Source organism: Pseudomonas sp. GXM4, from assembly GCF_008923895.1.
In the GTDB taxonomy this organism is placed as follows: Bacteria; Pseudomonadota; Gammaproteobacteria; order Pseudomonadales; family Pseudomonadaceae; genus Aquipseudomonas; species Aquipseudomonas atacamensis.
Genome location: NZ_WBRZ01000408.1, coordinates 1 through 3,293 on the forward strand (window position 1 = coordinate 1; position 3,293 = coordinate 3,293).

The 3,293-nt window shown below is 62.6% G+C and carries 3 protein-coding genes; all 3 read left to right on the forward strand.

Annotated elements, in window-relative coordinates; translation table 11 throughout:
* On the forward strand, nucleotides 1–351 hold a 351-nt coding region (locus F8N49_RS28115), incomplete at its 5' end, for a hypothetical protein (RefSeq protein WP_218574927.1).
* Between the two features lie 223 nt (nucleotides 352–574).
* Nucleotides 575–1,981 carry a type II secretion system ATPase GspE gene (gene gspE, locus F8N49_RS26680; protein WP_151553232.1) on the forward strand — a complete coding sequence of 469 codons (1,407 nt, stop codon included), beginning with the start codon at nucleotides 575–577 and terminating at the stop codon, nucleotides 1,979–1,981.
* The gene (gene gspF, locus F8N49_RS26685) at nucleotides 1,981–3,192 is read left to right on the forward strand and encodes a type II secretion system inner membrane protein GspF (RefSeq protein ID WP_041480124.1); all 1,212 of its coding nucleotides are present in this window, start codon (nucleotides 1,981–1,983) and stop codon (nucleotides 3,190–3,192) included. Before gspE ends, gspF begins: the two co-directional genes overlap by 1 nt.
* Nucleotides 3,193–3,293 lie beyond the last annotated feature (101 nt).

Below are 3,293 nucleotides of genomic sequence, written 5' to 3' on the forward strand. Positions count from 1 at the left end.
TTGCCTGTAGAAACCGGTTCTCAAGGTTTGGGTCTGCTGCGCAGCCCAACGGGGATAAATCCCCTCGCCACAGAGGTTCCCATTGCCACTGAGGACTCCATTGCCACAGGGGATCGCATTGCCACGGTACCGATTGAAAGGAGCACCCGGTTTTTGACTGAGATGATGACTGTGGTGAGGGGATTTATCCCCGCTCGGCTGCGCAGCAGTCGTAAACCGGGCACACGCGATTTGCCTGGAGAAACCGGTTCTCAAGGTTTGGGTCTGCTTCGCAGCCCAACGGGGATAAATCCCCTCGCCACGCGGGATCCCATTGCCACGGTACCCATTGAAGGGAGCACTCGGTTTTGACTGAGATGATGACTGTGGTGAGGGGATTTATCCCCGCTCGGCTGCGCAGCAGTCGTAAAACCGGTACACGCGATTTGCCTGGAGAAACCGGTTCTCAAGGTTTGGGTCTGCTGCGCAGCCCAACGGGGATAAATCCCCTCGCCACAAGGGATCTCATTGCGCCAGAGGATCGCATTGCCACAGGGGATCGCATTGCTATGGCGAATTGCGGGGAGGATGGACGATGAGTGCATTGCCTTACGCCTGGGCCAAGGCGCAGCGCATTCTTTTGCGCGATGGCGTGCTGACGGTGTGCCCGTCAACGCCCGGTTGGTCGATCAGCGAAGTGCGTCGGCAGTTCGGTGTGACGCGGATCGAGCGGGTGCGTGATGACGAGCTCGACGGTTTGCTCGCCAGCGCTTACGCCGACACCGGCAGTGCGGCGGCGGTGGTGGGTGCTGCGGAAAACGAGGTCGATCTCGATCGGCTGATGCAGGACATGCCGGAAATCACCGACCTGCTCGACACCCAGGACGGCGCGCCGGTGATTCGCATGATCAACGCTTTGCTCACCCAGGCCGCGCGCGATGAGGCCAGCGATATTCACATCGAGCCGTTCGAAACCCATTCGGTGGTGCGCTACCGCGTCGACGGCACCCTGCGGGATGTGGTCTCGCCGCGCAAGGCGTTGCACGGTGCGCTGGTGTCGCGGATCAAGATCATGGCCCAGCTCGACATCGCCGAAAAACGCCTGCCGCAGGATGGGCGCATCGCCTTGCGTGTAGCGGGGCGGCCGATCGATATTCGTGTGTCGACGGTGCCCACCGGCCATGGCGAACGCGTGGTGATGCGTCTGCTCGACAAACAGGCCGGGCGCTTGCATCTGGAAACCTTGGGCATGGATGCGCAGGTATTGGCAAAGCTCGATCACCTGATCCGCCAGCCCCACGGCATCGTGCTGGTCACCGGGCCGACCGGCAGCGGCAAGACCACCAGCCTCTACGCGGCGCTGGCGCGGCTGGATGCGAGCACCAGCAACATCCTTACCGTGGAAGATCCGGTGGAATACGACCTGCCGGGGATCAGCCAGATTCAGGTCAACGCTAAGATCGACATGACCTTTGCCCTCGCGCTGCGGGCGATTCTGCGGCAGGACCCGGACATCATCATGATCGGCGAGATCCGCGATCTCGAGACCGCGCAAATCGCCGTGCAGGCCTCGCTCACCGGGCACTTGGTGCTGGCGACGCTGCACACCAACGACGCGGTGTCGGCGGTCAATCGCCTGATCGATATGGGCGTTGAGCCGTTTCTCCTCGCGTCATCCATGCTCGGCGTCCTCGCGCAACGTCTGGGGCGGCGCCTGTGCAATCAGTGCAAACAGGAAGATCCGGCTACGCCCGGCACCTGGCGTCCGGTCGGCTGCGCAGCGTGCAATCACACCGGTTACAGCGGCCGCACCGGCATTCACGAATTGTTCTGCATCGACGACGACATCCGCACGCTGATCCACCAAGGGGCAGGGGAGCAGGCCCTGCGCGCGGCGGCGGCGAAAGCAGGGATGTTCAGCCTGCGTGAGGACGGTGAGCGCTGGATTCGCAGCGGTGCCACCGCGCCGGAAGAAATCCTTCGCGTGACACGGGACGCCTGATGAATCGCTATCGCTTTGAAGCGGCGGATGCCACCGGGAAAATCGAATCCGGGCACCTTGAGGCGGACAGCCAGAGCGCGGCGTTCAGTGCCTTGCGCGGACGTGGATTGACAGCGTTGTCGGTGCACGAGGAAAGTAACGTCGCCCGACACGGTGGCGGCGGTTTGTTCAGCGCCAGACTCTCCGACAACGACCTCGCCTGGGCCACGCGGCAACTGGCGAGCCTGCTCGGTGCCAGCCTGCCATTAGAAGCAGCACTGAGCGCCACAGTCGAGCAGGCCGAGAAAAAGCACATCGCCCAGACCCTCAGCGCCGTGCGCGCCGATGTACGCAGCGGCATGCGTCTGGCGGAATCGCTGGCGTCGCGGCCACGGGATTTTCCCGAGATTTACCGCGCGCTGATTGCCGCTGGCGAAGAGTCCGGCGATCTCGCCCAGGTGATGGAACGGCTGGCCGATTACATCGAGGAACGCAACAACCTGCGCGGCAAAATCCTCACCGCGTTCATCTATCCGGGCGTGGTCGGGTTGGTGTCGATCGGCATTGTGATTTTCCTGCTCAGCTACGTGGTGCCGCAGGTGGTCAGCGCGTTCTCTCAAGCGCGGCAGGATTTGCCGGGGTTGACCCTGGCGATGCTCACGGCCAGTGATTTCATTCGCGCGTGGGGCTGGTTGTGTGCGGCGCTCATGGCCGGGGCGTTCTGGAGCTGGCGTCTATATTTGCGTAATCCGGCGGCGCGCTTGAGCTGGCATCACCGGGTGCTGAAATTGCCGCTGTTCGGGCGTTTCATTCTTGGCCTGAACACCGCAAGGTTCGCCTCCACGCTGGCAATTCTCGGCGGTGCCGGGGTGCCGTTATTGCGTGCACTGGAAGCAGCGCGGCAGACCTTGTCCAACGACCGCTTGAGCCTGAGCGTCAGCGAGGCCACGGCGAAAGTGCGAGAAGGCGTCAACCTCGCCGCCGCGTTGCGGGTGGAGAATGTCTTCCCGCCGGTGCTGATTCACCTGATCGCCAGCGGCGAGAAAACCGGCTCGCTGCCGCCGATGCTTGAGCGTGCGGCGCAGACGCTATCGCGGGATATCGAACGGCGAGCGATGGGCATGACCGCGCTGCTCGAGCCGCTGATGATTGTGGTGATGGGCGGGGTGGTGCTGGTGATTGTGATGGCGGTGTTGTTGCCGATTATTGAGATCAACCAGTTGGTGCAGTAGCCAAATTGGATTTTGGCCGGGCCGGCCTCATCGCTGGCAAGCCAGCTCCCACAGGTGTTTGTGTTGTACCCCAGATTGCATTAACAACACTGCACCCCTGT